The organism is Arthrobacter sp. P1_D4 (genome assembly GCF_056406115.1).
On sequence record NZ_JBFUAU010000012.1, the window covers coordinates 1 to 23,538 of the forward strand.

General features: G+C 63.2%; 19 protein-coding genes and 1 pseudogene. 14 read left to right on the forward strand and 6 right to left on the reverse strand.

Features of this window, described 5'->3' with window-relative positions; translation table 11 throughout:
- The 3 genes and pseudogenes from AC1D0A_RS12975 to AC1D0A_RS12985 all read right to left on the reverse strand — a co-directional run.
- Positions 1-361, reverse strand: a pseudogene (locus tag AC1D0A_RS12975) (HNH endonuclease); the annotation flags it as partial.
- A gap of 128 nt (positions 362-489) precedes the next feature.
- Entirely contained in the window at positions 490-1,455 is a 966-nt protein-coding gene (locus AC1D0A_RS12980) for an amidohydrolase family protein (protein WP_476945986.1), read from the reverse strand.
- Positions 1,456-1,666: 211 nt separating this feature from the next.
- Positions 1,667-2,185, reverse strand: coding sequence for a GNAT family N-acetyltransferase (locus AC1D0A_RS12985; protein ID WP_476945987.1), 519 nt, complete (start codon positions 2,183-2,185; stop codon positions 1,667-1,669).
- Positions 2,186-2,434: 249 nt separating this feature from the next.
- Between AC1D0A_RS12985 and murA the strand changes: the two genes are divergently transcribed.
- From murA to AC1D0A_RS13005, 4 genes are read left to right on the forward strand one after another with little or no spacing between them, the layout of a single operon-like run.
- The gene (gene murA / locus AC1D0A_RS12990; protein WP_028278332.1) at positions 2,435-3,760 is read left to right on the forward strand and encodes a UDP-N-acetylglucosamine 1-carboxyvinyltransferase; all 1,326 of its coding nucleotides are present in this window, start codon (positions 2,435-2,437) and stop codon (positions 3,758-3,760) included.
- A 10-nt stretch (positions 3,761-3,770) separates the two neighbouring features.
- Positions 3,771-4,577, forward strand: a complete 807-nt coding sequence (locus AC1D0A_RS12995; RefSeq protein WP_476945988.1) for a lysophospholipid acyltransferase family protein — start codon at positions 3,771-3,773, stop codon at positions 4,575-4,577.
- Entirely contained in the window at positions 4,574-5,626 is a 1,053-nt protein-coding gene (locus AC1D0A_RS13000; protein ID WP_243177124.1) for an NAD(P)H-dependent glycerol-3-phosphate dehydrogenase, read from the forward strand. Before AC1D0A_RS12995 ends, AC1D0A_RS13000 begins: the two co-directional genes overlap by 4 nt.
- 14 nt (positions 5,627-5,640) lie before the next feature.
- Positions 5,641-6,771: a D-alanine--D-alanine ligase family protein gene (locus AC1D0A_RS13005; RefSeq protein ID WP_243177125.1), complete on the forward strand. Its 1,131-nt coding sequence runs from the start codon at positions 5,641-5,643 to the stop codon at positions 6,769-6,771.
- A gap of 32 nt (positions 6,772-6,803) precedes the next feature.
- On the opposite strand, the gene AC1D0A_RS13010 is transcribed toward AC1D0A_RS13005, so the two are convergent.
- Positions 6,804-7,304, reverse strand: a complete 501-nt coding sequence (locus tag AC1D0A_RS13010; protein WP_243177126.1) for a DUF3515 family protein — start codon at positions 7,302-7,304, stop codon at positions 6,804-6,806.
- 210 nt (positions 7,305-7,514) lie between these two features.
- Between AC1D0A_RS13010 and AC1D0A_RS13015 the strand changes: the two genes are divergently transcribed.
- The 9 genes from AC1D0A_RS13015 (at position 7,515) to AC1D0A_RS13055 (ending at position 19,610) form a co-directional block, all read left to right on the forward strand.
- A complete protein-coding gene (locus AC1D0A_RS13015; protein ID WP_476945989.1) occupies positions 7,515-8,213 on the forward strand; it encodes a hypothetical protein in 699 nt (232 codons plus the stop codon).
- Between the two features lie 2 nt (positions 8,214-8,215).
- Positions 8,216-9,469: a glycosyltransferase family 4 protein gene (locus tag AC1D0A_RS13020; protein ID WP_476943635.1), complete on the forward strand. Its 1,254-nt coding sequence runs from the start codon at positions 8,216-8,218 to the stop codon at positions 9,467-9,469.
- Positions 9,466-11,214 carry a glycosyltransferase family 4 protein gene (locus AC1D0A_RS13025; protein WP_476943636.1) on the forward strand — a complete coding sequence of 583 codons (1,749 nt, stop codon included), beginning with the start codon at positions 9,466-9,468 and terminating at the stop codon, positions 11,212-11,214. Before AC1D0A_RS13020 ends, AC1D0A_RS13025 begins: the two co-directional genes overlap by 4 nt.
- A gap of 32 nt (positions 11,215-11,246) precedes the next feature.
- Positions 11,247-12,101: an ABC transporter permease gene (locus AC1D0A_RS13030; protein WP_243177129.1), complete on the forward strand. Its 855-nt coding sequence runs from the start codon at positions 11,247-11,249 to the stop codon at positions 12,099-12,101.
- A complete protein-coding gene (locus AC1D0A_RS13035; RefSeq protein ID WP_243177130.1) occupies positions 12,088-12,975 on the forward strand; it encodes an ABC transporter ATP-binding protein in 888 nt (295 codons plus the stop codon). The genes AC1D0A_RS13030 and AC1D0A_RS13035 overlap by 14 nt, the downstream gene beginning before the upstream one ends.
- Positions 12,975-14,882: a glycosyltransferase family protein gene (locus AC1D0A_RS13040; RefSeq protein ID WP_476945990.1), complete on the forward strand. Its 1,908-nt coding sequence runs from the start codon at positions 12,975-12,977 to the stop codon at positions 14,880-14,882. Before AC1D0A_RS13035 ends, AC1D0A_RS13040 begins: the two co-directional genes overlap by 1 nt.
- Positions 14,863-16,143, forward strand: a complete 1,281-nt coding sequence (gene wecC, locus AC1D0A_RS13045) for a UDP-N-acetyl-D-mannosamine dehydrogenase (protein ID WP_476945991.1) — start codon at positions 14,863-14,865, stop codon at positions 16,141-16,143. Before AC1D0A_RS13040 ends, wecC begins: the two co-directional genes overlap by 20 nt.
- 70 nt (positions 16,144-16,213) lie before the next feature.
- The gene (locus AC1D0A_RS13050) at positions 16,214-18,082 is read left to right on the forward strand and encodes a glycosyltransferase (RefSeq protein WP_243177133.1); all 1,869 of its coding nucleotides are present in this window, start codon (positions 16,214-16,216) and stop codon (positions 18,080-18,082) included.
- A gap of 181 nt (positions 18,083-18,263) precedes the next feature.
- A complete protein-coding gene (locus AC1D0A_RS13055) occupies positions 18,264-19,610 on the forward strand; it encodes a glycosyltransferase (protein WP_476945992.1) in 1,347 nt (448 codons plus the stop codon).
- A gap of 113 nt (positions 19,611-19,723) precedes the next feature.
- Here AC1D0A_RS13055 and AC1D0A_RS13060 read toward each other — a convergent pair whose 3' ends face one another.
- Positions 19,724-21,073: an endonuclease/exonuclease/phosphatase family protein gene (locus AC1D0A_RS13060; protein ID WP_476945993.1), complete on the reverse strand. Its 1,350-nt coding sequence runs from the start codon at positions 21,071-21,073 to the stop codon at positions 19,724-19,726.
- Positions 21,074-21,419: 346 nt separating this feature from the next.
- Between AC1D0A_RS13060 and AC1D0A_RS13065 the strand changes: the two genes are divergently transcribed.
- Positions 21,420-22,100, forward strand: coding sequence for an acyltransferase (locus AC1D0A_RS13065; RefSeq protein ID WP_243177136.1), 681 nt, complete (start codon positions 21,420-21,422; stop codon positions 22,098-22,100).
- On the opposite strand, the gene AC1D0A_RS13070 is transcribed toward AC1D0A_RS13065, so the two are convergent.
- The gene (locus AC1D0A_RS13070; protein ID WP_243177137.1) at positions 22,086-23,504 is read right to left on the reverse strand and encodes a hypothetical protein; all 1,419 of its coding nucleotides are present in this window, start codon (positions 23,502-23,504) and stop codon (positions 22,086-22,088) included. The genes AC1D0A_RS13065 and AC1D0A_RS13070 overlap by 15 nt on opposite strands.
- Positions 23,505-23,538 lie beyond the last annotated feature (34 nt).

Below are 23,538 nucleotides of genomic sequence, written 5' to 3' on the forward strand. Positions count from 1 at the left end.
CGGGTGATTCGCGGCGGGCGAGGGCGATCTGCGCGCCGACACCGGTCCCGAGTTCCTTGGCCGGAACCCCGGCGGCGGCTTGTTCGCGGCGTTGGAGCAGGTCGAACGCCACGGCGTGCCGGGCCTGTTCCGCGGACGCGGCGGACTTCCAGTCTTCCAGTTCCCGGATCCGGTCAATGATCCCGGCACTGTCCGTGGGCGGACAGCCTAAGCCCAGCGGTCCGGCGGCCAGCCGGCCCGCCACGTCCGCGACGGCTGCCTCTGCGGTGCCCGGAATGGCGGCGGCATCGCCCGCGGCACGGCCGAAGCCGGTGTCGCCGTGTCCCGCCGGAGCCACTTCGGGCCCGTGATTGCCGTCCATGAACCCAGCGTTTCAGGGACCTCTGACAATCAGGTTCTTTCCTCCGGATCGTACGTGCCCGCTCCACCGGCTCAACCGTCCTCCACCGGAACCCCTCCTGCCAGGGAGCGCAACGCGCACAATATGAACTAAGTCTGCTCAGGCCTCAGCCGGGGAAAGAGCGCCTCGGAATTGCCGCGGTCTATCGCCGTGCGCACGGAGGGGTCCAGCGGATAATTCTCATACTCCATATTCAGGAAGTCGATCGCCGCAGAGGGTGCGAACGGGAAGTCAGTTCCGTATGTGATGCGGCCCGGGTCAGCTACCTCGAGCAGGCTGGGCAGGGCCGCCGGGCTGGCGGATAGGGCCACGTCGTAATAAAACCGCCGCAAGATGGACTGCTTCTTATCTCCCAGCGCCGCCAGTGCACTGAGAGCCAGGTCCTTATCGTTGAGCATCGTCAGCAGGATCCTGTAGGCGATGTAAGGCACGAAGCCGCCCGCGTGGGCCAGGATGAACCTGATTCCCGAGAACTTTTCCATCGCACCGGACAGGATCAGGCTGATAGCGGTGCGGGTCGTGTCGAGCATGAAATCTGCGGCAAAGGCGGGTATGCCCGGCACCGCCGGACCGGGCAGTTCAGCGGGGTGGATGAACACTACGGCCCGGCGGTGGTGCAGGAACTCCAGCAAAGGCTCAAAGCCAGGATCGCCCAGATAGCGGCCGGCGTTGTTGGCCAGCAATACGATCCCGTCCGCGAGCAGGGTGTCCAGGGCGTACTCGGCCTCCGCCAGGGCGCCTTGCACGTCCGGCAGCGTGAGCGTCGCGAAGAACCCGAACCGCTCAGGCCGGGCAGCGACCACCTCTGCACTGTATTCGTTGATCTCCCGCGCCCGCCGCCGTGCCTCCGCAGCGTCCCCGAAGTACACGCCGGGAGTGGACAGGGACAAGATGCCGGTCTGCACGTCGTGCCTGTCCATGAACTTCAACGCTGAGCGCTCGGACCACGGCGGCAGGCCAATGCCGCCGGGGCGGATGCCCTTTTCAAGCATCCAGCGCGCATACCCGGGCGGAACGATGTGCTGGTGAGTGTCAATGCGGTACGGCCGGCCCATCCGGATCCTTGTCCACGTCGTTTCGCTGATATGCGGGCCCTCAGCGGATGTGAACAATCTACGCGCAAATCCGACCCCTGAGCAGACCGCCGAACGGTGCCTGGGACTGAGCTGGACCGTCACTGGGTGCTCGTAGAACTCGTGTGTACCAAGGCCGCGGGCGCTGGGATCCGTTCCTTCTACTTGAGCTTCCGGCTACTTGAGCTTCCGGTTAGTCGGGCACGAACCAGTAGCGGCGTTTGCCGTTGCGGCTGTCTTCGTAGACGCCACCGTTCTTTTCGATTGTGGCCCTTGAACCGGCGTTATCTTCATCGCAGGTGAGGAGAATCCGGGCGATGCCCAGCTCCCGGGCAATTGGCAGGGCGTTGGCCAAGGCGGCAGCTGCGTGGCCGCGGCGCCGGGCGGAGGGCCTCACGCTGTAGCCGATGTGCCCACCCTGGTTGAGGAGGAAATCGTTCAGCTCGTGCCGGATGGCCAGTGAGCCAAGGAAGGTGTCACCGTCCACGATCCACAGGTACGTGCAGGGCACGTACCCTGGTTTCCTCGGGCTCTCCGGCCTGGCATCGTTGACGAGGGCATCGACGAAGCGGCGGAACGACTGGTCATCTTCGAGTTCTTCCAGTGGCCAGTCCTCCGCACCCGCGCCGTCCCGGTGCGCGCCGTCAAATTCGGCGGATCCTTCCAACCAGGAGGCGTGATAACGGACGTCCGGAGCGATAAGGCGAGGCATCACACGATCGTATTCGAAGGGTTCTCCTTTTCTCAGGAGTCGGTCCGGTCTTCGGTCCCACCCGGCAAACCCTCAGCGCCCACCCGATGCAACGTCCGCAGGCCCGAAAGCGCCGCCGCATCCGTGCCGAAAGGGCCAACACGGGGCCCCTGGAACCGCTCCGTATTTCAGATCGGTAACGGATGCTCCTATGCTTAGCTGGAGCCTTTGTAAGGATTTGGGGGCGAGTAGTCGTGAGGAAACCGGTATATGAGTAGTGTTCTGACAATCCGCGGAGGCGTCCCGCTAACTGGCCGCGTCACCGTTCGCGGGGCCAAGAATCTTGTCCCCAAGGCCATGGTTGCTGCCCTTTTGGGCAACGAGCCATCGGTGTTGCGCAACGTCCCTGAAATCAAGGACGTTGAGGTTGTTACGAGCCTGCTTCAGCTCCACGGTGTCAGGGTCGACAAGGATCCCGTGACCGGCGATCTGACGCTTGACCCGAAGGGCGCCAAGACCGCGTCCAGTACGGCCATCGACGCCCACGCCGGCGATTCGCGCATTCCGATCCTGCTGTGCGGGCCGCTGATCCACGCCATCGGCGAGGCCTTTATCCCGGACCTGGGTGGCTGCAAGATCGGCGACCGTCCGATCGATTACCACCTCAATGTCCTGCGCCAGTTCGGCGCCGTCGTGGAAAAGCGCCCCGGCGGCATCCACATCTCCGCGCCCAACGGGCTCAAGGGCGCCAAGATTGCGCTGCCCTACCCGTCCGTGGGCGCCACTGAGCAGGTCCTGCTGAGCGCCACGCGCGCAGAAGGCATCACCGAACTCTCCGGGGCGGCCACCGAACCGGAAATCGTGGACCTCATCGCGGTGCTGCAGAAGATGGGTGCCATCATCAGCGTCCAGACTGACCGCACCATCCGCATCGAAGGCGTCAGGGATCTCGGCGGCTACAACCACCGCGCCCTCTCGGACCGTAACGAGTCCGCCTCCTGGGCTTCCGCGGCCTTGGTCACCCGCGGCGACATCTTTGTCGAAGGCGCCACCCAGCGCGACATGATGACCTTCCTGAACACGTACCGCAAGGTCGGCGGCGGCATGGACATCGGCGACGACGGCATCCGCTTCTACCACCGCGGCGGCAAGCTCAACCCCCTGGTCCTCGAAACAGACGTGCACCCCGGATTCATGACGGACTGGCAGCAGCCGCTCATCGTCGCCCTGACCCAGGCCGAGGGCGTTTCGATTGTCCACGAGACCGTGTACGAGAACCGGTTCGGCTTCACCGATGCATTGATCCGCATGGGCGCCAATATCCAGGTCCACCGCGAGTGCCTCGGCAGCGTGCCGTGCCGCTTCGGCCAGCGCAACTTCCTGCACTCCGCCGTCATCTCCGGTCCGGCGCAGCTCAAGGGCACCGACATCGACGTCCCGGACCTGCGCGGCGGATTCAGCCACCTCATTGCCGCCCTGGCCGCCACTGGCACCTCCCGTGTCACGGGCATCGACATCATCAACCGCGGCTACGAGCGCTTTACCGAGAAGCTCGCGGGCCTCGGCGCCGATTTCGACATCACCTCGGCCAAGTAGCGGGGGTCCCGTGAAGGAATCGGCCAAGAGCCACGCCACGTTCGTGACAGTCGCCGGGATCATCCGGCCCGTGATGAACCTCCTCATGGGAAAGAAGTGGGAAGGCCTCGAAAAGCTCCCCGCCGGGGGCTTCATCGCCGCGCCCAACCACTGCACGGAAATCGACCCGCTGGTGGTGGGGCACATGCTCTACAACCAGAAACGGATGCCGCATTTCCTCGCCAAGGCCGGCCTTTTCAAGGTGCCGGTCCTTGGCGCCGTCCTGCGGTCCACCAAGCAGATCCCGGTGGAACGTTCGACGACGGGGGCGAACCGTTCGCTGCAACTCGCCAAAGAGATCGTGAACGAAGGCGGGGCGATCATCATCTACCCAGAGGGAACCCTGACCCGGGACCCGGCACTCTGGCCGATGAAAGGGCACACCGGTGCCGCGCGGATGGCACTGGAGAGCGGCATTCCCGTCGTGCCCATCGCCCATTGGGGTGCCCAAGAGGTCTTCCCGCGGTATGCGAAACGTTTCTACATTTTCCCCCGCAAGACCTCCCGCCTGGTGGTCGGGGATCCCGTGGACCTGAGCGCGTTTGAGGGCCACCCGCTGGACAAGGCGACGCTCGACGCAGCCACGAATGCCATCATGGACGCCATCACCGGCCTCCTGGCAGGACTGCGTGAAGAGCAACCGCCCGCGCAACGGTGGAACCCGGCGGCGCACAACCAGTCCACACAGGGCCGTTTCGTCGAACGGGGCGGCGCCGAAGATAAAGCCATCCAAGAGGGTGGCGCATCGAACGAGAACATTGGGGACAGCACCGGATGACGGTTAACTTTGAACGAGCAGCATCCGCCACCACAGTGGCCGTTCTGGGGGCAGGTTCCTGGGGTACAACCTTCGCCAAGGTTGTTGCTGACGCCGCCACGGCCTCCGGGGTCGAACGAGACATCCGCCTCTGGGGACGGCGCCCCGAAATCGTGGACCAGATCAACACCCTGCACCGCAATGAGCAGTACCTGAACGGCATCACGCTGCCGTCCAGCATCACTGCATCGAAAGATGTTTCCGAGGTCCTCTCGGGCGCGGAGCTGGTCATCCTGGCCGTGCCGGCACAAACCTTGCGGCCGCAACTGCAGGCCTGGAAAGAACATCTGGCGCCCGGCGCCGTCGTGGTGTCCCTCATGAAGGGCCTCGAGCTCCACACCGATGCGCGCATGAGCGAGGTCATCAGTGCGGAGCTGGACCTGCCTGCCGACCGGGTCGCCGTGGTTTCCGGCCCCAACCTGGCCATGGAGATCGCACGGGAGGAGCCAACAGCCTCGGTGGTAGCCTGCACGGACCCGATCACGGCAGGCTGGATCGCCCGCAGCTGCACTGCCCCTTACTTCCGCCCCTACACCACAAGCGACGTGATCGGCGTCGAAATCGGCGGCATCGTTAAGAACGTGATCGCACTGGCCGTGGGAATCTGCGAAGGAAAGAAGATGGGGGACAACACCAAGGCCTCCGTCATCACGCGCGGCTTGGCCGAAACCTCACGGCTGACCCTCGCCCTGGGCGGCGAAGCCCGGACCATGGCGGGGCTCGCAGGCCTGGGCGATCTCGTGGCGACCTGCTCCTCGCCCCTGTCCCGAAACCACACGGCCGGCAGGCTGCTCGGCAAGGGGCTGACCCTTGACCAGGTCACCGCCGAAATGAAGCAGACGGCTGAAGGCATCAAGTCCAGCCAGGCTGTCAACGAACTCGCCGGAAAGCTCGGCGTCGACATGCCGATCACGGCCGCCGTCGTCGCGGTCCTTGCCGGAAAACTGTCCGTCGATGAACTGGGTCCGCTGCTGCTGTCCCGGGACCTGAAAGCCGAAGGCGACCACTGAGAGTGTCAGGGAACATGACCACAAAAGACCGTCCGGTCCAGTCCAAACCCCGCGTGGCGGTGCTGTTCGGCGGCCGCTCCAGCGAGCACGCCGTCAGCTGCGTGACAGCCGCCGGCGTCCTGGGAGCCATCGACAAGGACAAATACGACGTGATCCCTATCGGGATCGCCAAGACCGGCCAGTGGGTTTTGGCGTCCGGCGGAACCGACGAGTGGTCGCTCTCTGCCTCGTCGCTGCCCGAGGTGGCCCCCTCGGCGCAGACCGTCACCCTGGCCGAGATCGGCGGCGAGCACCAGCTGATCGTCGCAGCCCCGAACACCGTCCCGCAGGAGCTGGGCGCCGTCGACGTCGTCTTCCCGCTGCTGCACGGGCCCTTCGGCGAAGACGGAACCATCCAGGGCCTCCTGGAACTGTCCGACACCCGCTACGTGGGCGCGGGAGTGCTCGCGTCCGCCGTCGGCATGGACAAGCACTTCATGAAGGTTGTCTTTGAATCGGCCGGGCTCCACGTGGGACCCTACATCGCCGTGACTGACCGGCAGTGGCGCAACGATCCCGAGACCGTCCGCAAGCGCGTGGACCAGCTCGGCTTCCCGGTATTCGTCAAGCCGGCCCGGGCAGGGTCTTCCATGGGCATCTCCAAGGTGGACTCCCTCGAGGGCCTCGACGCCGCCATAGAGATCGCCCGCGAGCACGACCCCAAGCTGGTCATCGAGGCCGGCATCACGGGCCGCGAGATCGAATGTGCCGTGCTGGAGGGCCGGGGGACCGATGCTCCCCGGACGTCCATGCCGGGCGAGATCTCGGTCGCGGGCGGCGGCCATGAATTCTATGACTTCAACGCCAAATATGTGGACGACGCCGCGGCCCTCAGCTGCCCGGCCGACCTCCCCGAAGAAGCGATCACCCGTGTCCGGGAACTGGCTGCGCTCGCCTTTGACGCCGTCGGCGGCGAGGGACTGAGCCGGGTTGACTTCTTCTACACCCCTGATGGCGAACTGATCATCAACGAGATCAACACCATGCCCGGGTTTACGCCCAAGAGCATGTACCCGCAGATGTGGAAGGCCTCAGGGTTGGGCTACGCCGACCTGATTGACGAGCTGATCCACCTGGCCCTGAACCGCAAGACCGGCCTGCGCTAGAACGGGGCGGGCGCGGACGCGCCTGCCCGGTTCTACTTGCTGGTGGGGAGGTTCTGCAGGTCCTCTTGACCCACACATTTCCGGGTTGCCGGGATCTTCAGCGCGGCGGCGGAGAGGTCCGCCAGCACGGTGGCCGAACTGATCTTGTCCGGGTCCATCAGGATTTCCGTGGCCGGTTCGCGGCCGAACGTGGTCAGCGTCCACACGGGGTCGCCTTCCTTGATGACCCAGTCGACGTCGTTGACGCTGACGCAGCGGTCCGTCGTGGGGCCGGGAACGTTGACGCCGCAGCGCAGAATCACTTGGGACGGATCGCCCCAGGCCGCCGTGGCCTGGGCATTGGTCTTCCGCAGCTTGGCATCGCCGATCGCGTCCGGCAGGGCAAGCATCATTGGCGCGCACGCCGCGTTCGCGGCATCCTTGGCGGGCGTGACGTCGACAACCGGGGAACATGAGGTCAAGGCCAGGCCGGCTGCGGCGGCCGCCACAGTCAAGGACAGGCGCGCGGAAACCGGACGGCTGAGAGGGAGCATTGATCCAGCTTATCCCGGTCCGCGTGGCGCTATGGTCACGGCCCGGACTGCCCTATATCATGGCCCGGTGGCACTGAGGTGAACAGCTTGTCTTGCCGTCAAGTAGACTGGGGGGACCGTGCACCGCTGGGGTTTTGCCGACAACGACGTTAGTGATGGCCACGACCGCACAAACTTGATTCAATCTCGCACCTGGGGGAGGGCCTGTCGATGACGTCGCGCAGCCAAAAACTGAAGTCAGCACGCGTCGGGCTGGGAGCGCTGCTCCTGGCCCTCTCCATCGCGGGAACGGCTGTTCCTGCCCACGCTGATGATCTGGGTCTTCCGGTCCCACCAGTAGTATCGCCGGCCGAGCCGCCTCCTGCTCCGGCTCCCGATCCTGTTCCTGAACCCGTGCCTGCCCCGGAGCAGCCTGCTGACCCCGCGCCCGAGCCGGCTCCCGTACCCGTGCCAGTCCCCGCGCCCGCTCCCGTCCCCGCGGTACCCGCCCCGGCACCCGCGCCCGCACCCGCTCCCGCTCCTGCCCCCGTCACCGTGCCCACCGCCGCAAGTCCCGCGCCGGTTCCCGGAGTAACCGCACCGCCGGCGCTGGCGCCGGCCCTCGCGCCGCCCGCTGCCAACCCCGCGCCAGTGGAAGAGGCCCCCGCCGAAGCGTCGGCAACACCGACGCCCACACCTTCGCCGACATCAGCGCCGTCGACGGCCCCTGCGGTGATCGCCACCCCCAGCGAGCCCCCCGTCATGGTGAAGTCTGAAGTCAAGGCCGCCGTTGCGGTAGCCACCGGCAGCCCGCTGGGGATTCAGCTGATCACAGTCCTGATCCTGCTCGGCGCGGGTTTGGCCTACTTCCGTTTCCTCGGCGGGAAGACCATGGTCCGTCCCCGCCAAGGCGGGAAAGTAACACTCTAGACATGCGCCACGACTTCGTTGACCGCACACCACAAGGGACGCAGGCCGAGGGCCTTCGGATAACGCTGCTGACCCACTCCTACTGGCCGGAACAGAGCCCTCCCCAGCGCCGCTGGACCGCCATGATCAAGGAGTTTTCCGCATCCGGCTGGGACGTCGACGTCGTGACACCCGTAGCGCACTATCCTTTCGGCCGGCGGGCGCTGCCGCGCAAGATGGCCGGGAGGCCTTTCCAGCCGCAAAAAGGGCAGTTTACCGAGAAGATACTCCGCGTCCCCTACCTCCGCCACGGCAACTCCCGGGCTGCACGTTTGCTGGACCAGTGCTTTTCCGCGGCACTGTCGATTCCGGCCGGTTTCATGGTCCGCAAGCCCGACGTCGTCATTGTCACGGCGCCGGGGCTGCCCTCCCTGGCAGCCGGCTACATTCTGGCCAAGGCCCGCGGCGTGCCCCTGATCGTGGAAATGCGGGACGCGTGGCCCGACCTGGCCCGCGACGCCCGGCTGGTCCAGGGCAGCGTGAAAGGCGTCGTTGAGCGCGTTGTGGATTTTGTCCAGCACCGCGCCGACCTCGTGGTCACCGTGACCGAGGGATTCGCCGCGACGCTTCGGGCGCGCGGCATCCGCAACGTAGCGACCGTCAGCAACGGCGTGCACCTGGACTCCATCCCCGTCATGGGACCGCCGGAACTCGACCGCGACGTCTTTGAAGCTTTGTACCTGGGGAACCACGGCGAGAGCCAGCGGCTGGACGTGGCCATCAGGGCAAGCGCCCTCGTGGGCGACTCCATGCACCTGCACTTGGTGGGCCACGGGACTCAGCGGCCGGCGCTGGAGAAGCTGGCGCGGGAGCTGAAGGCCCCGGTCACGTTTCACGCACCCCTGACCGGGGACGCCATGCTCGAGCGCTATGCGTCGGCCGACACCTGCCTGGTGTCCCTTCGAGACGACTGGAAGTCCTTCGACACCACCGTTCCATCCAAGACCTACGAAGTTCTGGCCATCGGCCGCCACATCACTGCTGTGGTGCGCGGCGAAGCGGCCCGCATTGTCATGGACGCGGAAGCCGGGGACATTGTTGCCAGCTCTCCGGAAGCTGTGGCGGATCTGTGGCGCGAGCTCGCAGCCGACCGAAGCAGGCTGGTCCGCAACGGGGACAGCCGTCAGTGGGTTAAATCCAACGCAGAATATGGACACCTCGCCGGCCGCTACATGCAACTCATCTCTGAGCTTCTGGCGGACGTTCCCAGCAAATGATCCAGCTCCTCAAGAATGCCCGGCTGGCCGCGAGTGTCATCAGCCAACACCTGGTTGATGACCCGGTACTCCTGTACCTGCAAGCTGCCCGCCGTCTGCCCGCCGTCGTGCGCCCTTTCGGCCGGGTTGTGACCGCCGCCTTTCCGAGGAACTCGGTGGCGGTTCCCGTCATCCTCGCCGCGCTCAGCAACGGAAACGACGCCGATGCCAAGCGCCGCCTCGAACTGGCCGCGGATGGCCCCACCCAGGGGGAACCGGCCCGGCGCCTTGCGGACATTGCCCTGTCCGCCGGCCTGCTGGAGATATCGGACGACTTATTGGCCAAGGCAGGAAATGCTCGCGGCCTGAAGTCTGCGCGGGCCCGCAGATTGTGGCATGACGGGGACCTCAGCGGGGCCGTCAAGGCCCTCGACGGCTCCGGCGCTGCAGGACGGCGGCAGCAGGCACGCCTCGCCGGTGAGGCGGCGGTCTACGCCGGCGCAGCCCCGGTGCTCCGTCGGCAGGATTTCGAACCGGTTCCGGGCCGGGTCCTGCATTTGCTCACGAATTCACTGCCGCACACTGCCAGCGGCTACGCCCAGAGATCCCACTCCATCATGGTGGCCCAGCGGGAAGCGGGCTGGGGCGTCCTGGCGGTCACGAGGCTCGGGTACCCCGTGCAGGTCGGCAAATTCCTGGCGCGGGCCACCGACGTCGTGGATGGCGTCCGTTACCGGCGTCTCCTCCCGTCGCGGCTGGCCCTCACCATGGACGCGCGTCTGCAGCAACAGGCTGAGGAATTACTGCGGGTGGCCCTGCAATTCAGGCCGACCGTCCTGCACACCACCACACACTTCGTCAATGGATTGGTGGTCCGGGCCGTGGCCGAGGCCCTGGGCATCCCGTGGGTGTACGAGGTCCGCGGCCAACTGGCAGACACGTGGGCCGCCACGCGGGGACCTGCGGCACGGGACAGCGAAAAGTACGCGCAATTCCAGGCCCGGGAAACCGAAGTCATGCGCGACGCCGATTTGGTGGTGACGCTGGGCCATGCCATGAAAGCCAATATTGTGGCCGCGGGCATTCCGGGCGGGAAGATCGTCATCGCTCCCAATGCCGTGGGCGGGGCGTTCCTCGACCAGCCCGGGGGCGCCGCAGAAGCGCGCCGCGAACTCGGCCTGCCCGGGGACGGACTCTACATCGGCACGGTCAGCAGCCTGGTCGCGTATGAAGGCCTGGATGACCTGGTCCGCGCGTTCGCGCTCCTGGCGCCGGAATTTCCGCAGCTGCGCCTGCTGATTGTTGGGGACGGCGTGGCCGGTCCCGCGTTGCGGGAGCAAGTCCGGGGCCTCGGCCTGGCCGAGCGGGCGATCTTCACGGGCAGGGTGCCCCGGGATCAGACCCCGCTTTATCATCAGGCCCTGGACGTGTTCGTGGTGCCGCGCAAGGACCTGGACGTGACCCGTGCCGTGACCCCGCTCAAGCCGGTCGAGGCGCTGGCGAGTGCACGGCCGGTGGTTGGAAGCGACCTGCCCGCACTTCGGGAGATAATAGACGACGGCGGCAACGGGCTTCTGGTCCCTGCCGCGTCACCGGTCGAGCTTGCGCGCACGATCTCGGCGCTGTTGCTCGACGCGAGCCGACGGGCGTCGATGGGGCGCGCTGGCCGGGCCGCAGTCCTGGCCGAGAGGACCTGGGCGGCCAACGCCGAGGCGCTGGCCGCGCGTTACGCTGGGCTGCACCATGAACATGAGGAGATCGAGTAGTGTCCGCAGATAGTGCAATAGACCCGGAGCCGGTGGCTGTTCAGCCTCTCTCCGTGGACATGCGGCGGCTGACCCGTGTCGGTTCGCGGCCCAACTTCCTGGACTATCTTGTTCAGCTCTGGGACTTCCGGCAGTTCATTTTTTACGATGCCCGCGCCCGGGTGCAAAGCGGAACGCGGCGAGATCGACTGGGCAGCGCATGGCTGCTCCTGAACCCCATTTTCAACGGCCTGACCTACTTTCTGATTTTCGGATTGTTGCTGAAGACCAGCCGCGGTGTTGAGAACTACGTGGGCTACCTGGTGGTGGGAATCTTCGTGTTCCAGTTCAGTTCCGGTGCCATCACCTCCGGCGCACGCTCGATCCGGAGCAACAAGTCGATTGTTCAGGCATTTAACTTCCCGCGCGCCGCACTCCCCATCGGCGCCAACGTGCGCGAACTGCTTTCGGCTGTGCCCCTCATGCTCGCCATGCTCCTGATCGTGGTGGTGCTGCCTCCAGCCGAGAACATCACCTGGCTGTGGGTACTGGTGGTACCGGCCATACTCCTGCAGTCGCTATTCAACCTCGGAGTGGGGCTCATCCTTGCCCGGGTTATCTCCCGCGTTCACGACGTCACGCACCTGCTGCCCTTCGCGCTGCGGGCGTGGATGTACGGATCCGCGATCTTCTACACCTACGAGCGTTTTGTCACGCATCCCCAAATGCTCGCCGCCATCAAGCTCAATCCCTTGTTCAACGTCATTGACATAATCCGGGATTGCGTCCTCTACGCCCGGGTTCCCCAGTGGCAGTCGTGGGCAATCCTTGCGGCCTGGGCCCTGGGAGCGCTGGCTGTTGGGCTTGTCTACTTCTGGAAGGGGGAGGAATCCTATGGACGCGGGTGAAAGGGAAATCTTCATCGAGGGACATCCATGCGTGGTCGTGGACAGCGTGCGGATGCGTTATCGCGTCGCCTCAAGCGCTGCTTCGGACACTGACGCCGACACCGCCAAGCCCCGGTTCCTGCGCCGCGCCGTCAACAAGCCGCACATGGTGACCGTGCAGGCCCTGAACGAGCTCTCCCTGGTGGTGGAGCGAGGCGAATCCGTCGGTATCATTGGCCGCAACGGGTCCGGAAAAAGCACGCTGATGAAGATCATCAGCGGTCAATCCAAGCCGACGTCGGGGGCCGTGTATGCCTCCAGCACGCCGATCATGCTCGGCGTCAACGCAGCCTTGGTCCAAGACCTGTCGGGGGACCAGAATGTCATCCTGGGGTGCCTTGCCATGGGCATGAGCCGGGCCGAAGTGGACGAAAAGTTCAACAGTATTGTCGAACTGTCCGGACTCGAGAAGTCCATTCACTTACCGATGAAGTCTTATTCGTCGGGCATGGCGTCCCGCCTCCGGTTTGCCATCGCCGCGAGCGTCGATCCCGAGATTCTCCTGGTGGATGAGGCGCTCAATACCGGTGATGCCCAGTTTGGTGACCGCAGTAAATTGCGGATGGACGAACTCCGCGAGCAGGCCGGCTGCGTCTTTCTGGTCAGCCACAGCCTGGACACGATCAAGGCAATGTGCACACGCGTGATTTGGCTCGACAAGGGCGATCTCATCATGGACGATGAGCCGGAAATCGCGATCAAGGCCTATCAGGACTTCACCCGTCACCTGTCCAAAGGCAACAACATTTCAGCCGCCAAGATTCTCGACGACGCCAAAGCGAATCTTGTGGCAACCGAGGTCCGTGGGCGGTCCTCACGCCGGAGCCGAGGCTGATGCCGGGTCTCCGGGAGGTCCGGAAAGGCCTGTGGCATCTGCGCAGGGGCGGTGTGGCGCAGTACAAGACCTGGCGGTCCCGCGAGCGGACCGAACAGGGCTTCGCCGCGCCCCGCAACGTGCAGGGCGTGGAAGCGGCCTGGACGGGGCGGGGGCGCAAACGCCGGCTCTCGCTCATTCCGGCCGCCCTTCCACAGCACCAACCGTCCCGGCCCGACGTCCGGGCCGCGGTGATCCTGGACGACTTTTCCGCCCTGGCCTTCGGCTATGAGTGGACCACCAGCGCCGTACACCCCCACACCTGGCGCAGCGATCTTGCATCCGACGCCGTCGACCTCCTGTTCGTGGAGTCGGCCTGGGCGGGAAACGGCGGCCTGTGGCGCGGAAAGCTGACCGGCCCCAGCGGGCCCAGCAGCGAGTTCCGCGCGCTGGTCCAGTGGTGCCGGGAGCAGGGGATTCCCACAGTTTTCTGGAACAAGGAGGACCCGCCGCACTATGACGACTTCCTGCCCGCTGCCCGGCTGTTTGACCACGTCTTCACCTCTGACTCCGGCCGCATAGCCCAGTACACCGAGGATCTCGGGCATGACCGCGTAGCCGTGCTCCCGTTCGCGGCCCAGCCGGCCATCCACAACCCCGTGCGGCCCGGACACGGCCGGCACCAGCGGGACGTTGCCTTTGCCGGGATGTACTTTGCCCACAAATATCCCGAACGCCGTGCCCAGATGGACCTCCTGCTCGGCGGGGCGCTGGACGCGTCCACCCGGATGAAGACAGGGCTGGAAATCTTCTCCCGCCAGCTCGGCGGCAACGCCGAGTACCAGTTCCCGGCACCGCTGGACTCGCACGTGGTCGGTTCGCTGACGTACGCGCAGACGCTGTCCGCCTACAAGGCTTACAAGGTCTTCCTCAACGTCAATTCGGTTGTGGACTCGCCCAGCATGTGCGCCCGGCGCATCTTTGAAATCTCGGCGTCCGGGACACCGGTGATCACCGCGCCCAGCCAGGCCATGGGACAGTTTTTCACCCCCGCGGCCGTGCCCGTGGCCGCCACCCGCAAGGAAGCGGAGCACCTCACCCGGGCGCTGGTTTCCAACCCGGAGCTGAACGACCGCACGGCCCACCTGGCCCAACGCACCATCTGGTCGCACCACACGTACTCCCATCGGGCGGCCACTGTCTTGCACCATGCCGTGCCAGCAATCGCGGCGGGCGCGCCGCGGCCGTCCCTGTCCGTGCTGTTGCCGACCATCCGGCCCCAAAACCTGGAAAAGGTCTTCCGGACACTGGCCGGCCAGCGCGGCGTGGAGCCGGAGCTGGTGCTGCTCACCCACGGCTTCCAGCTCTCAGCCGAACGCCTGGCGGAGCTGTCCGAAAAGTCCGGGCTCCGCAACGTCGTGCTCCTTGAGGCACCGCGGGACGTGTCACTGGGGGAGTGCCTGAATATGTGCGTCGCCGCGGCCAGCGGGCAGGTCCTCACCAAGATGGACGACGACGACCACTACGGCCCGCACTATCTGAGTGACCAGCTCCATGCCCTGTCCTACTCCGGCGCCGATGTTGTGGGGAAACAAGCCCACTACATGCATCTTGAGACGACGAACGCCGCGATCCTGCGGTTCGCGGCCCGGGAACACCGGTTCACCGACTTCGTGATGGGGCCAACCATCATGGCCCATAGGGAAGTTTTCACGGACCACCCCTTCCTCCAGGTCAGCATCGGCGAGGACACAGGATTTCTCCGTGCCGCCCATGCCGCCGGTAGGATCATTTACTCGGCGGACCGCTTCAATTACTTCCAGGTCCGCACCGGTGACGGACACACCTGGCAGGTGGAGGACGCAGAGCTGCTCGCGTCCGGAGACTTGAAATTCTATGGAAAGTTAAATGAACATGTTGACATCTAAGGCTGCCGAGACCGAGGCACCCATCAGGACAGTCGCCGTCGTCGGACTCGGTTACATCGGGCTGCCCACGGCGGCCATCCTGGCCACCAATGGTCTCGAGGTGATCGGCGTCGACGTCAATCCGATCACCGTGACCGCCATCAACAACGGCGACGTGCCCTTCGTGGAACCTGACCTGGGCGTCCACGTCGCGGGCGCGGTGAGCCAGGGGAGGCTCCGGGCCCAGCTCGAAACGCCCGCCGCGGATGCCTACATCGTGGCCGTGCCGACCCCGTTCAAGGCGGACAAGTCGGCCGACATGTCCTATATTGCTGCCGCCGCCCGCGCTATCGCCCCGCAGCTGAGCGGCGGGGAACTGGTAATCCTCGAGTCGACGTCGCCTCCCGGCAGCACGCGCCGCCTCGCCGAGCTGATCCTTGGGCTGCGCCCGGACCTCAGCCTGGACGGCCACGACGGGAAGCCGAAGCTTCTGGTGGCGCACTGCCCTGAAAGGGTGCTGCCGGGCCGGATAATGATCGAGCTGGTGACCAACGACCGGGTGGTCGGCGGTCTTACATCTGAGGCTGCGGAAGCCGCCGCCGCCCTGTACGCAGTGTTCTGCCAGGGCGAAATCCATCTCACGGACGCCGCAACGGCGGAAATGTCCAAGCTCGTCGAGAACGCCTACCGCGACGTCAACATTGCCTTCGCGAACGAGTTGTCCGTCATCAGCGACAACCTGGACATCGATGTGTGGGAACTCATCCGCTTGGCCAATCACCATCCCCGGGTCAACATCCTCCAGCCCGGCCCCGGCGTCGGCGGCCACTGCATCGCCGTGGACCCCTGGTTCATCGTGGCCGCCGACCCCGAGAATTCGACGCTGATCCGGACTGCCCGCGAGGTCAACGACGGCAAGCCTGGCTACATTGTGGAACAGGTCCGGAAGGCTGTCGGCGACGACAGCCGTCCGACTATTGCCTGCCTGGGCCTGGCCTTCAAAGCAAATATCGACGACGTCCGGGAATCTCCGGCCGTGGAGATCGTCCGGCGTGTGGCTATGCAGCATCCGGATGCCGAGATTTTGGTTGCAGCACCGCACAAGGATCACCTGCCGCAGGAACTAGCCGTGATTGAGAATATCCGGCTGGTGGAAACGGACAAAGCCATTGAGGCTGCCCAGGTAGTGGTGCTGCTGGTGGACCACGACAAATTCCGCGACATCGAGCCCAGCAGCCTCGAAGGCAAGCGGCTCATCGATACCCGCGGTTTCTGGCGCTGACGGAACAGGCGAAACTGACACTCGATGTTCAGGCAGAGGTTTCGCGTGCAATAAAGAAAATGGGGACAAATTGAATTCTGATCCAACTGCCAGGCTGCTTCCCGCCGGCAGGCATTTCGCGGTGACGTGGAGCCTGCCATCGGAATTTGCGGGACGAACGAACGCCATGTTGCATCGTTCACGATCCTTCGCGTCCGAGGGTGGGGCTCCTGTCGACATCCTGACTTTCGACGACTTCCGGGACTATTCAACACTCCGCGGAGTGTTGACAGACCGGGGTTTCCTGTCGGAAGGCACGCGCATCCTGAATCTCTGGGAAGACCTCCCAGCCATGGCTCAATTCATCGGCTCCCAGCCGGCGCTTGACTCGGAATACGAAGAGGGCGCTTTTGCTTCGTACTCTCCGTTGGCCATGCAGCCTTCCGCGAAGCTTGTCGAGCTGGAGGGCCCTCATAAGCGTCTGGCCCGCTATGCGGACGACGGGAAGACGCTGTTGCAGGTCGATCATTTTCGCTCGGACGGCTCGCTCCTCTTATCGGATCGGCACGATGCGAAGCTGCTCGGGGTGCACGGGGGCCGGTCGCTAACACTTTGTGACGCTGCAGGCCTTCCGCTTCAGGAGTGGGGATCGGCCTGGGGTTTGTATCGATCGTGGCTCGACTACGTGCTGGCGGGGGAGCAAGCGTACTTTGTGGTCGACAACAAGAACACGGCGCGCTTCATGGCGAGTTACCAGCGTGAACACGCCGTGGTGCTCTATCAAGTCCATGAGAACCACTTGGAAGACCCCTCCGCAGGCTTCGCCTCGGAGCTTACCGCGTCCGCTGAGGAAGTGTTCCCTCGCTTGGAAGGCTTCGACGGTGTTGTATTCCTCACCGAGCAACAAGCTGTTGACGTGCGCCGGAGGTATGCGCAGGCTGGTAACTGGTACGTGATCCCGAACGGACGGTCCCTCGCCGCCGGGCCGGAAGCTGACAGTGCGCGCAGCGAACGAACCGGAATGCACGCCGCGACCCTCAGCCACCGGAAACGCGTTGACCATTCTGTCAGGGCCATCCACTTGGCGAACACCACGTTGTCGGCCCCTGTCGGGTTGAAGATCTTCGGCGATGGGTCCCAGCGGTCCCAGTTGGAAGAACTGGTCACCGATCTCAACGAAACCGGAAATGTTCAGCTGATGGGCCATGTCACGAACGCCCAATCTCATTTCAAAGACGCGTCCTTTTCGCTGCTGACCAGCACGTCCGAGGCGTTTGGCCTGGTAATTGTGGAGAGCATGGCCGCCGGGTGCATCCCTATCGTTTATGACCTGCCGTACGGACCCGCCTCTATCATCACCAATGGCGTCAATGGCTTTCTTGTCGAGTATGGCAACGTGGAGGAACTTGCACGCTGCATAGCCGAGTTCGTCGACATGCCTCCGTTGCAAGTCCAGGAGATGCGCCAGGCTGCGCGAACCAGGGCCGACGACTTCTCCGATGCGAATGTCGTGCGGCAATGGGTGGAGGCCATGAATCATGCAGCTGAGGGCAAGCGAACCAAAGGGATCGACCACACGGTAGAGATAGAAGACTCAGCGTGTTTGTACAGCGCGGGTGGTGGCCTGGAGGTGCGCGCCACCTTAAGGCTGCACCTGCAGCAGCCGATTTGGCAGGAACGCGTCCCGGCCTTCTACTGCAGGCTCCGCCTCCGGCCTGGTGAAGCATTCTTCCGCGTTGCATCAACAGGCTTTAGCAAAGACGCATCGGGCAGGTATGCCGTCAGATTCCCGTTCGAGTCGGACGTTCTTAACGCCATGGGCGGCAGCACGGCCGACGTCTTTCTTGAGACGAGAATCGGCGAGGCTACTACGGTGACACGGATGCCGTTGGCGGAAGTCAAAGCAGCTCCCCGTGTGTATGCAACAGTGCACGGCAACATGAGTATCAGCTTCGCCTGACCTCACACTTGAAAACCACAGATACGAGTCACAAATGTCTTCAACAAATGACCAATTGCGTTCGCCGATAGAACTACCGTCGGGGTATCACTGTGCCGTCACGTGGGGGATACCCGCGGACTTCGGCGGGATGACCAGCGCTCTTCTGCGACGCTCGAGGGCCTTTGTCCGTGAAGCCGGAGTGCCGGTCGACGTCCTCACCTTCGAATACGACAGCGGACTCGACGACTTGCGCTGCGAGATGCAGGTTGCGGGCGAACTGGTTCCGGGCATGCGTCTGCGGAACCTCTGGGAAGAATTGGCAGCCCTGCCGGACCCGGACGTGTCTGCGGCCCGCGGAGACAAGAACCTTGTGGGAAATTTCGCGCCAATCTCTGACGAGGAGCCCTGTACTGCGGAAATTTCCCGGGGATCCCTCGGACGGAGAATACGCCTCGATGCCGCGGCGGAAAAAACGCTTCAAATTGATTATTTCCGTGCGGACGGGAGTCTTTTCGTCTCGGATCAGCGCGACATCAACGACCGGGGTGTGGAGGGCGGCCGGCTTATTACCCTTTGTGACCACAACGGGGAGCCTGTAGCAGGCTGGAACAAGATGTGGCCTCTGTACCTTTTCTGGCTGGACATGGTTGTGGGCACCCAGGAGACCTTTATGATCGTGGACAGTAAGACCACCGCGAATTTCATCACGCGTTTCCGCCGCGACAATGTGGTGACCCTGCACCTTATCCACAATTCGCACATGGCATCCGGCCAGGTACCCCCGAACGGCGAGTTGAGCTCCGTACGCCGTTATGTCTTTGAGCGGTTGGATACCTATGACGGGATCGTGCTGCTGACTGAGCGCCAGAAGGATGATGTGGATGCGGCGTTCGGGCCCGGCAACACATTCGTGGTGCCCAACAGCACCGAACTACCGGAACAACTGCCGTCTTCGGCCGGACGCTCCCAGGACCACGGGGTGATGCTGGCGGGCCTTACGCACCGTAAGCGCATAGACCACGCCATACGAGGAATTGGGAAGGCAAATGCCCTGGCCGGAGCGCCGTTCGACCTGACCATCTATGGCCAAGGCCCGGCCCGGAAACAGCTGGAGACACTCATCTCCAAGCTGGGCCTGAACCAGAGTGTCCACCTTGGCGGCTTTGACAGCGAGCCCAGGGAGCGGCTCTCGCAGGCTTCGTTCATGCTTCTGACCAGCCGCATGGAAGGCCTCCCGCTGGTGCTCCTGGAAGCGATGAGCGTTGGCTGCATTCCGATCGCGTACGACATGCCCTACGGACCGGCCGACATCATTGTTGATGGTGTCAATGGATATTTGGTCGAGGCCGGGGATATCGAGGGGCTGGCCAAGCGGATCGCCCGGCAGGGATCACTTTCGAGCGTGGAAATGGAAGCCATGCGGCATGCCGCCAGGGAGACCGCTGAGCGCTTTGATGACCGCTCCGTGACACTCCAATGGGGCCGTGTGATGTCGCAGGCCGTTGACCGCAAACTGCACCAGATGGCGGGATCGCTCTACGCATAACGTCAAGAGCAAAAGGCAGAGGACCCGTGGTCCTGTTAATCTGGCCTGGATGTAGTTGAAATCCAGCCGAACAGAACCACGGGTCCTCAATTTACGTGCGCGGGAACTGTCTCCTAGGGGAGCTGGACTGTCGCTTTGACCATGTTGTGGTCAGAGGGAATGGTGCCGATGAAGTTCCCACTCGAATCGACATTGACCACGGTGCGCCACTCGACCACGCGCATCTTGGACGTGAAGATATAGTCCAAGTAGGTGCCGTTGCCCCATGAGTTGCGCGCGTTCGCGAGACGGTTGAAAGCGTTGAAGCTGTCGTAGTTCGCACCCACCGTCTTCTCAGCTGTCGCCGTTCCACTGGGCAGATCGGAGGCATACGTGTTGCCGAGCGGATCAATATATCCGGCTGCAGTCAGGACGTCGTAAGGGGCATTTGTCGGTGCTGTCCACTTGTGCGAGTTCAAGTCACCGGTCAAGAGCACGGGGAAGTTGCTGGGATTCCGTTTCTTGACTTCCGCTGTGATGGCTTGTGTCTGCCGCTTACGCAGATCCTGGAGGTCAGTTCCGCCGCCGGGCTCCAGGTGCGTGTCGCCGACAAAGAATTTCTTGTTTGTCGACTTTTGGGTGAAGATGCCCCAGGCCAAGTAGCGGGGGTTGTCTGTTGCCCGGATTACCGGAAGTGCCAGGGAACCCTGGCTGACCAGGGACACCTTGGAAGCATTGTAGAAAAGCTTCGTGCCCTGCGAAGCGCCCTTATCGGCGTACACGCAGGCAGTGGGCGTAGTGTCCTTCACGCAGTTATTGCGCTTGTTATTGGCCAGCTGGTAGTTGGCGCCGGCCGCCTGGAGCCGCTCTTGGAGATCCTCAAATTGGGAGACCCCACCTGGCCTTGAGTCATCCTTGAGCCACCCCTGGGAAGCTTCCTGTACACCCATCACGTCTGGCATTTGCGCCTTGATATTGGCGACGACGGAGGCCCGGCGACCAGCCCACGTCAGTTCATTGGCGGCTCCCGCGAAGCAGTTGGCACACTTCACGTTGTAGCTTGCAATCGTTAGTGGATTGACCACGGGGGCTATCACGAGTGCAGCCTTTGTTTTGGCGGTTATGGAGGCTGAATACGGGCTTAGATTCGTAGTGCCGTCCGCAGAGATGACCCTGACCCGAAAGTAATAGGTGGTGTTGCTTTTAAGTCCGCGCATCTCGGTGGAAGTGGTTGTGTACCGGTTGTAGGTCGAGTCCGAAAAGTCGGCTTTGGCGGAGTACTGGACACGATATCTCGGCGCGCCGCTAACAGCGTTCCAGGAAAGGAAGACGGACGTGCTTGTTTGAGCGGGCGACTTGAGACCAGATGGGGCCGGAGTGGCGGCATTTGCACCGGCGGCGCCGAAAGGAAGGAGGAGTATTGCCATGATCAGAATAGAGAGCGGACGAAGACGAAACGTTGAGCCGCGACTGTTTGTTGGCATGCGAGACCTTATCAATGGGACGTTGGCACCAGAAAGGCACGAGACGGTGCGAGTAAATGCTGCGCTTAGGCGATGCAAGGTGCTGTGGGACACCATAGTCTGGCACGCGCTAATCCATCAGCACAACGCGCAAGGCCATACTGTGATTTAGCCCTCAATTGCTCACACCCTGCTCTTGGATGATAAGTGCTCGTTGACCATTCGCGGGCCATATTGCGGAAAAACTGCGTTTCACCTGAGGTTTGCCGACTCCCATTCTCCTTCGGCCAGCACGTGCCTGGGACCGCACTGCGGTAAGGTTGCTGATGGTCCAGAGAGCGGGCATTAGAGACACTGAGGGACAGCAATGACGGTAATACTGAAGGGCCAGGACATCCGGGAGTACTCGGACGCAAAAGGGAACAGAATTGTAGGGTCGCCCGCTTGCTCCCCTGGCGCCTCGATAGAGTTCAAGGGCTCCAATTGCCTGGTCGTCTTTGGAAGCGGATCCAAGTTCGGCGGATCAATTGTTTTTCACCGGGACAACTCATCGGTGACGATGGGGGTGTGGGCCTGGTACCGGGGCCGGATCACCTTGGGCCTGGACTGCACTGTTTCAATGGGCGACAAGTTTTACAGCGGGTTTGACCTGCAGATAACGACGGCGGAAGGCGCAAACATTACGTTCGGCGATGATGTGCTGATCGCCAACCAGTGCCGCATCCGCGCTGACGATTCCCACCCGATCTATGACGGCGTCACGGGTGAGCGCATCAACCATTCCGAGTCCATCACGGTCGGTGACCATGTGTGGATAGGCCAGGAAGTTTTCGTGATGCCTGGCTCTACGATCGGCAGCGGGTGCGTGATCGGGGCACGAAGTGTTGTCACACGGTCGCGTCCAGTCCCGCCGTTCACTCTCGCCCTGGGGTCGCCGGCCACGGTTCATCGCGAAAAAATCAATTGGGTCCGCAAGCATCTCCAAATGAACGAGATTCCGGACACCGTCCCTTCGATCTTTTCCGCTGATGAGCTAGTTGGAAGCTAGGCCCTCAGCCACGAGTCCGACAGCGGGATTGTCGTCCGGCTCCTGGCCCCTCACATAAAGATTATTGATAATCCGGAGAAGCGCCGAAGCAGTCGCGCTCGGAACCGCCTCAAGTCGAACTCGCGCGACGATATATTTCCCCGACCTAAAAAGGCAGCCGGTTTGGGAAACCACTCTCTCCAGTAGCTTCTGGCCGACCGCATCTCTGGCATGCAATTTGACAACGATGTCATCGTCGGTCAGTACCATATCGATCGCGACTCGCCGACGGCTCCATTCCATGTCCAGGACCAGGCAGCGAGTGGAATAGAACCATAGCTTTGTGGCATGCAAACCGAGTGTCTTGTCCTGCTCCAGTATCCCCTGAAGTGCAACCAGGGTTTTGTGGGGGACCACCAGCATGGGACTCTCCGCAGCGACTGGACCGTCAACCTCAGCTGAATCCAGGTCAAAGGCATGCCTCACCGCATCTACGAGGGCTTGATCGGTCCTTTGATTACTTGGCGTGAACTTTCGCGTGCCCGTTCGAGACCGCTTCCAGTCAGAACTAATGGCCATGAAGTGTCGGTGCATCACGTCTGTGGTCTCTGTGGTGTCGGCGCCCGGGACGCCGTGTGTTTTCCACTGTGCTACTTCGGGGATATCGGCAGGCCTTGCTGCCCACTTGGCAGTAGCGTTCCCCCTCGAAATGTCATACGTGGAAAAGTCCGAATGCCGGGGGACGCGTCCGGGCACGGCCGACGTCTTTTCGATCCATCGGCCGGGGTACCGGAGCACCGGAGCCGACGAGGAGTCCAGCACGTCGAAAACGGATTTCCTGTCGTTGGCCAGGACCAACTCGTCGACATCTGCGTTGATGACTGCTTTGGCCAAGGGGAGAAATCTCCACCGTGCGTGTTCCATAATCCCGTATTCACAGAAATCCGAGTCCCAAGGGGCATCGTTCAACCCGTCCCAACCGCCGCCCTGGGGGCCGAACTTGAAAGGCCAGCGCACGACTACTACTGACGTGAGCCCGTCAACGGATCCGACAGTCTGCAGGACTTCCTCAGGTGAGTAGGCAGTCGACCCGTTATCGTAAATCAGCAGGCCGGTGATGCCATGGTGCTTGACGTGGAATTCCGCCCAATCGCGGATCCAGATCAAGTGGTTGTCTTTAGACTTCGTGAACAGGACATTCAACCCGGCGAAAACTTCTCGCAGGTCGGGGCCTACGGAAGTAGAAATCGAGAATTCATCCGACAAGATCGAAATGAACGTGGATCCCTGCGGCGACGGAAGAAATGACCGTTGCGTGCGGTCCATATCTTCAAGATGCGCCGGAAGAACACGGCCACTGTCGTCAGTGAATTCAGCGCGATCAAGCGCCGCCTTCAAATTGAGGAGCGGTGGTCCAGAAAGCACGATTCTATCATCGGATTGAAAGACGTCGTAAAAG